The 6,672-nt window shown below is 74.4% G+C and carries 7 protein-coding genes; 3 read left to right on the forward strand and 4 right to left on the reverse strand.

The features are described 5' to 3' along the window. Window positions 1–26: 26 nt before the first annotated feature. The gene (locus tag E0D90_RS21895; protein ID WP_130799759.1) at window positions 27–1,130 is read right to left on the reverse strand and encodes a hypothetical protein; all 1,104 of its coding nucleotides are present in this window, start codon (window positions 1,128–1,130) and stop codon (window positions 27–29) included. 77 nt (window positions 1,131–1,207) lie between these two features. Here E0D90_RS21895 and E0D90_RS21900 point away from each other — a divergent pair, with 77 nt between their 5' ends. Continuing rightward, a complete protein-coding gene (locus E0D90_RS21900) occupies window positions 1,208–1,762 on the forward strand; it encodes an NUDIX domain-containing protein (RefSeq protein ID WP_130799760.1) in 555 nt (184 codons plus the stop codon). Between the two features lie 68 nt (window positions 1,763–1,830). Here E0D90_RS21900 and E0D90_RS21905 read toward each other — a convergent pair whose 3' ends face one another. Next, window positions 1,831–2,865, reverse strand: coding sequence for a hypothetical protein (locus tag E0D90_RS21905; RefSeq protein ID WP_130799761.1), 1,035 nt, complete (start codon window positions 2,863–2,865; stop codon window positions 1,831–1,833). 198 nt (window positions 2,866–3,063) lie between these two features. After that, the gene (locus E0D90_RS21910) at window positions 3,064–3,816 is read right to left on the reverse strand and encodes an SDR family NAD(P)-dependent oxidoreductase (RefSeq protein WP_130799762.1); all 753 of its coding nucleotides are present in this window, start codon (window positions 3,814–3,816) and stop codon (window positions 3,064–3,066) included. A gap of 83 nt (window positions 3,817–3,899) precedes the next feature. Between E0D90_RS21910 and E0D90_RS21915 the strand changes: the two genes are divergently transcribed. Then, the gene (locus E0D90_RS21915) at window positions 3,900–4,478 is read left to right on the forward strand and encodes a P-loop NTPase family protein (protein ID WP_227870393.1); all 579 of its coding nucleotides are present in this window, start codon (window positions 3,900–3,902) and stop codon (window positions 4,476–4,478) included. Then, entirely contained in the window at window positions 4,439–5,458 is a 1,020-nt protein-coding gene (locus E0D90_RS21920; protein ID WP_130799763.1) for a phosphotransferase, read from the forward strand. The genes E0D90_RS21915 and E0D90_RS21920 overlap by 40 nt, the downstream gene beginning before the upstream one ends. Window positions 5,459–5,498: 40 nt before the next feature. On the opposite strand, the gene E0D90_RS21925 is transcribed toward E0D90_RS21920, so the two are convergent. Next, the coding region (locus E0D90_RS21925) for a P-loop NTPase family protein (RefSeq protein WP_498072968.1) at window positions 5,499–6,672 on the reverse strand (1,174 nt) is incomplete at its 5' end.

The following is a 6,672-nucleotide window of genomic DNA, read 5'->3' on the forward strand; positions in this document are numbered from 1 at the left end:
GTGGGCGGGGGGGGCGGACGGACGCGTCAGGCGGACTTGCCGTCCTCGCCCGACGGCGCGGCGCGACCCTCCGCCCAGTCCCGCAGGGGCAGGTTGTGCGTGGCCGCCTCGCGCCGCGTCATCGCGGCCAGCAGCTCGCGCAGCGGGGGCAGACCGTCCTCGGCCTCCCGGGCGCGGAAGCTGTACTCGTTGGAGATCTCGGCGTTCCAGCTCATCGTCTGGTGCAGCTCGCCCTTGAGCAGGTCGAGGAAGTCCCCCCGGCTCACGAACGCCTCGGTGTCGTCACGGACGCGGCGGATCTCGGCGAAGGCCAGGTCGATGAGGTCCAGCCACTCCAGGACCGCGCCGGGAGCAGCGCCGGGGCCCGCGACGCCGTAGGCGTTCAGCTGCCGGAACCGGTCGGTGACCGGGGCCAGCGACGGTGGCAGCCGGGTCAGGAAGCGGGCCAGGTACTTGGGGTTCCGGTTGGTGCCGCCGTGGACATGGGTCAGGCCCCGGAAGGTGTCGGTGCCGAGTTTGCGGGCGGCGATCAGGGCGGACTCGTAGTCCTGTTGTGCCCACATCCCCGCCAGGTCACGGAAGTCGGGGTAACTGCCCACCGCGGTCCGGAACGCCGTGTAGGCGACCTCGGCGGGTCTGACCAGGCCGGCGATCTCCTCGTAGGCGGCCCGGCCGGTCAGCGGCACGGCATAGGTGAGGCGGGACAGCAGCCGGAAGTCGACCGCCGAGGTCGCGAACGCGGACGACTTGCGCGCCCGGGTGCGCAGGTAGGCGTAGAGGTCGGCGTGGGCCGCCAGCATGTCGGTGACCTCGTGCACCGTGCGGTACTCGACGTCCACCCCCAGCAGGCTGCCGGGCAGGTAGTCGAAGCTCGCCTTCACCCGGTCACCGCTGGTGTAGTAGCGCATGTGCCGGCCGCGCGGGAAGGTGGCGCGGTGGAAGCGCTCGTCCTTCTCACGGGCCAGGACGCAGAAGTCGAAGTCGGAGGAGGGTGTGCCGGAGCCGTCCACGAGGGACCCGGACAGCAGCAGGATGTCGTCCGGCGCCAGGTGGATGTGGGCGAGCACCTCCTGTTCGTCGAAGTCGTCCGTGCCGGTGACCGCGGCGATGTGGGATCGGAAGGAGAGCACGTCCGCTCTGCCCCTCTCAGTCGGTGGATCCGCAGGATCTGTCGGGTGGTCGCGTCACGGGCCGGTAGCGTGACCCGATGACTCCGGAAACGTCACCGTCCTCGCCTTCCCCGTCGTCCCCGCCGTCCCCGACACCCCCGCCACGGCTGCGCCGGGCGGTGCGCGCGCTGGTCCTCGACGAGGCGGAGCGGCTGCTGCTGTGCCGCTTCCTGCTGACGGACCGCACCGGCCGGCCGTTCGTCCTGTGGGCGGCGCCCGGCGGTGGTGTCGCGGCGGGCGAGACACACCTGGCGGCGCTGCGGCGCGAGCTGCACGAGGAGGTGGGACTCGCCCTGACGGACGATCCGCCGCACGTGTGGCACCAGGAGGTCGTCGACCCCCGGATCGCGACGGGCTACGACGGCGTCGTCAACGACTACTACCTGGTGCGCACCGCCGCGTTCACCCCGGCGGGTGCCCTGGGTGAGGTGGCGCTGGCCGAGGAGAACGTCCACGGCACGCGGTGGTGGCGTCCCGACGACATCGCCGGGTACACCGGCCCGGACCTCTTCTCGCCGCGTGATCTCTGGACGCCGCTGGCCCGGCTGCTCGCCGACGGTCCCCCCGGGCGGCCGGTGCGGCTCGGCCTGTGACGGGCCCGCCGGCTCCGCCGCGACGGCCGGTCCCCGCCCCGTCGCGGCGCGGGGGTGTGCCGCGGTCCTCACGCCGCCGGGATCCGGGCGCGCAGGTGTGCGGCCAGCCGGTCGACCTCGCGGCGGACGTCACGGAAGACGTACCGGAAGCGGAAGGTCGGCAGGGCCGTCAGCGCGTCGCGGGTGCGTCGCAGGGTGTCCGGGTCCGGCTCGTGCCCGAAGATGTTGAGGTGCTTGTTGGGCGTCGCCAGGACGTGCCGGTCGAGCAGCGCCGGCCGCCGGTGGGCGGGGACGGTGGCCAGTTCGGCCTCCTCGGGGGCGTCGGCGAGGCTCAGGTGCACCAGCGCGTCCACCCGTGCGGACTGTCCGACCTTCGTCCGCAGCAGTTCGGCGTACTCCCACGGGTAGATCAGCGCGGTCCCGTGCCGCTCCACCCCGGAGGCCCGCAGGCTGGGCAGGGTGGCGTTGGCCGGATGGGTCAGGCGGTCCTGGAGGGCCTGTGAGCGCTCCGCCCCGAACAGCAGGTCAAGGGTGTCCAGGCGTACCGACACCGACCGCGGCCAGCCGGCGCCGATCGCGCCGCTCCCCGTCGCGTCGGCGGACAGGCTCACGTCGTCGTTGCACACCATGACGCCCTGCCCGTCGAGCACGGCCGCCATCACGAAGGAGGTCTTGCCCGCGCGGCTCCCGCCCACGAGGGCGACGCCCAGGCCGTTCAGCTCGACCAGTCCGGCGTGGAGGAAGAGCATGCCGTCGCGTGCGGCGGCGGATCGGTGGACGGCGCGGGTGGCGCGGAGCAGGGACTGGCAGGCCCAGGCCGCGCCGTCCGGTGCCAGGTGGAACAGCCGGCGTGCCGCGTGGTCGACCGCGTACTCGACGGTGGGCTCGCCGAGCGCGGTGACCGGCTCGGGCACCGCCCCGGGCGACGGCGTCACCCCGGCGCTCAGCTGCCAGTGCCCCGGCCCGGGCGGGCCCGGATCGACTGCCAGGTAGGGGCGCGCCAGCCGGTCGATCTCGGCGGCGACGGACGGCGGGCAGGTCAGGCCGGTTGTCGCGAATCGGGAGTGGACGGTGTACTGGCCCACCGGTTCGGCCGGTCGCATACCGGGTCACCTCCGGGTTCAGGCGGGCCTGCGGGCCGCAGGCCGGTTCACGCCGCGTCGAGCGGTCGCCGCGGCCCCGTTCGCGACGGCGCTGTGTGCGCCGCGCGGAGTCCGGAACCGCTCGGCCGATCATGGCAAGGCCGCGCGGTGTCTGTCCGGGAGGATTCCGTAGGGCGGAACGCCGGTGTGCGGGCCCGGTCAGCGGCGGCCGTGGGCGGTACCCGGTCCGGCCGTGCCCCGCCCGGCTGTGCCCGGTGGCGTGTCCACCCACGGCCCGCGGGTGTCCCAGCCGAGTTCCGAGAGCCCCCGGAAGAACCGCCCGTTGGCGTCGGCGGCGGGCAGGCCGAGCAGCCGGACCAGGTCCTCCGCGGCGGGCCCGGGGGCGTGCGGCGCGTCACCGGTGCCCATGTCGGTGCGAATCCATCCCGGGCAGTAGGCGAAGGCGGCGAGGTCGCCGGCGCCGCCGGTGAAGTGCCTGGCCACCGACAGCACCAGGGAGTTCACGGCCAGCTTGGACGACCGGTAGGCGAAGGAGGCGCCGTCGGTGTCCTGCAGGCGCCCCATGCCCGAGGAGACGCAGACGACCCGGCCCGACCCTCGGGCGAGCATGGGTGGGACGTACTCCCGCACCAGCCGCGCGGTGGCGAACAGGTTGATCTCGTAGGTGTCGCGCAGATCGTCCGCCGACAGGGCGAACAGGTCGCCGTAGCCGCGCCTCGGGTCGTCGAGGTAGACGCCGGCGTTGTTGACCAGGATGTCGACGTCCCGGCCGGCGAACAGCCCTTCGGGCCACGGGGACCGCAGGTCCACGACGCGGTAGTCGTCCAGCGCGTCGTGGCCGGGCTCGGCGGCCAGGCCCACGCCCAGCACGCGGTGGCCGGCGGACTTCAGAGCAGAGCACAGATGCGCTCCCAGACCTCGGGAGACGCCGGTCACCAGAGCAGTCGGCATGCGTGCGAGCGTAGTCTCATCGTCCGCCCGCCGGGCGGATCCGCCGGTGGGTAAGGTGGGTTGACCATCCTGACGTGGGGAGAGTGAACCGTCGCATGGGCGGACACCGGCTGTTGGTCACCGGGCCGAGCGGAGCGGGAAGCACCACCCTGGGGCGTGCCCTGGCGACCGGATGGGCGGTACCGCACGCCGATGTGGACGACTACCTGTGGCTGCCGTCCACCCCGCCGTACGAGCACAAGCGACCGGTCGGGGACCGGCTCGCGCTGATGCGGGCGCTGTTCACGCCGAGACCGGCGTGGGTGCTCTCCGGGACTCTGCGTGGCTGGGGCGACCCCGTCATCGCCGAGGTGGACGCGGTGGTGTTCCTGACGATCGACGGCGCCACCCGGATGCGGCGGCTGCTGGAGCGGGAGGTCGTCCGCTACGGCGAGGCCATCGCGGAGGGCGGCAGCCACAGCGCCGCGCACCACGAGTTCATGGAGTGGGCCCGCGGCTACGAGGACGGCGACGCCCCGGGTCGGCAGACGAAGGACGAGCGCTGGCTCGCGACGCTGCACTGCCCGGTGCTGCGCCTGGACAGCTCCCGGCCGCTGGACGACCTGGTCGCGGCGGTCACCGCGTGGCTGGAGACGCCGCCGGACGCCCCGGGCACACGGTGAGCGGGGGCGCGGCGCCCGACGCCGCACGGTTCGCGGCCCGGATCGCGGCCGGCGCCGCCGAGGAGCTGCCGGGACGGGGGCTCAACGCCTCGTACCGCCTCAGCGAGGCGGGCGCGCGGTACGCGGTGAAGGTCCACTGCCCGGAGCGCTCCCGTGCGGTCGAGGCCCGCCGGATCCGCCATGTCGACACGCTGCTGCGCGGCGAGCCCTGGTATCCGCCGCTCCTGGACCTGGCCGTGGTCAGCGGCGGCGGCCACGACTCGCTGGTCGTGGTGCGCCCGTACGCGCCGGGTACCGCGTCGGAGGACGCGCGCGGCCAGCTGCCCGCGCTGCTGGACGTCCTGGCCGCCCTGGCGAGGGCCGGCGAGGGCACCGACGCCGACAAGGAGCTGATCGGGGACTACGCCACGCCCTGGCTGGAGGAGCCCGAGCGGGAACGGGAGCGGCTGGCGCCGCATCTGACGGGCGCGGCGGGGGCGCTCGCGGAAGCCGTCGACGCCCATCTGCCGCAGGCGCGCGCCGCGGCGACGCGGCTGACCCGTACGGGTACCCCGGCGGTGCACCACGGGGATCTCCACGGCCGGAACCTCATCACGCACGAGCGCGGACGGCTGACCGTCATCGACTGGGACGAGGCCGGTCTCTCACGCCGTCCGGCCGACGCCGCCAAAGCCCTGTGGCTGACCTGCCGTCGGGGCCGCGGCGACTTCGTCCTGGACCCGGCGGCGGTACGCGACTTCCTGCATCGGCTGGAGGAGCGGGCCGGGGTGCCCCGCGTGCTGGCGCCGGAGCTCGCGCGGCTGGGCGCGCTGTGGTTCGTGCCGCGCGCCGAGCACGTGGAGCTGCTGGTACGGCGCGGGGCCGAGCTGGCCCCGTGGTACCTGGAGTGGGTCGGTCGGTTCTGGTCCAGGTTCGCGGAGAACACCGCGCTGGTGGCGGCGGTGGCACGGGAGCCGGGCGCGGCACGCGAAGGCCGCTGAGCGCGGGGCGCGGCGGCCCTCGCGTGCCGCGCCCGGCGGTTCATCTGCGGGCGGCCGCCCGGAAGTCCCCGGCGAGGCGCGTGACGTCGTCGGCGCCGCTCAGCGTGCATCGCAGTACCGGCAGCTTGGCCAGGTGGGCGAGGAAGTCGTCGACGGACGGTGGCTCGGAGCGGCTGCGCACGGGGACGCCCAGCCAGTCCTCGCCGTAGAGGTTGTCCTCCAGGGAGAAGCAGTTGCGCCGGACCACCTCGGCGGTGTGCGCGGGGTCGGCCGGTTCGGACCGGTAGGAGGCCGTGAGGTCGATCCGGGGCAGGATCACGCCGGCGAGCGCGGCCCGCGGCACGACCGGGACGCCGAGGTGGCGGTGCACCTCCCGCGAACTGAGCTTGAGCTTGTCCTCGCCGTGCAGCTGGTCCCAGTCGGACCCGGGCGGGGGGAAGCCCGCACGGACCGGCCAGTCCGCGAAGTCGGCGATTCCCATGACGTCCAGCGAGCCCTTGTTGATGGCCAGCGGGAGCGGGCAGGCGGTCACCGTGTAGTCGTCGGCGGCGCGGTCGAGGTGGATGCGGTCGTTGCCCATCCAGCCGCCGCCGGGCAGGAGGCGGGCCAGGGCGACGGCCGTGGTGGATTTGCCCGCGCCCGAGTCGCCGATGACCAGGTGGGCGCCGTCGTCGTGGACGAACGCCGAGGAGTGCAGCACCAGGGAGCCCTCCGCCTTGGCGACGCGGGTGGCGATGTCCCGGACGACCCGGGTGAGCCAGCGGTCGCCGAGGTCCGTCGGGGGACGGACCAGGGTGACGCGGCCCTCCGTTCGGACGAGCGCGGCGACTTCGTCGACGTTGACGTCGCGGAGGGTGAACACCGTCCAGGAGCCGCCGTCGTGGCGGGCCTGGTGGTAGCCGCGGGTCAGCTCGAAGGAGCCCGCCGTGCCGGTGGCCGCGGCGTCGTCGAGGAGCGCCGCGATGTCCGCGGGCTCACGGACGAGGTCGGTGACGGTGAGGTCGGGGTGAGGGTGACCGTCGGCGGCGCTCACGCCCAGCATTCCCGGTGGCCAGAACGTCTCCGTCACCAGGGCGTCGGACCCGGCGGAGGTGGAGACCAGCCGCAGGTCCAGGGTGCGGGTCCGCAGATCGCGGACGACGGCCCCGGGAGGCTCGGCGGTCAGGGCGTCGGTGACGTGCACGGGCGGCTCCTCGGGAGATGGGGGTGCGGGC

Origin of the sequence: Streptomyces otsuchiensis (assembly GCF_004305975.1) — a bacterium.
In the GTDB taxonomy this organism is placed as follows: Bacteria; Actinomycetota; Actinomycetes; order Streptomycetales; family Streptomycetaceae; genus Streptomyces; species Streptomyces otsuchiensis.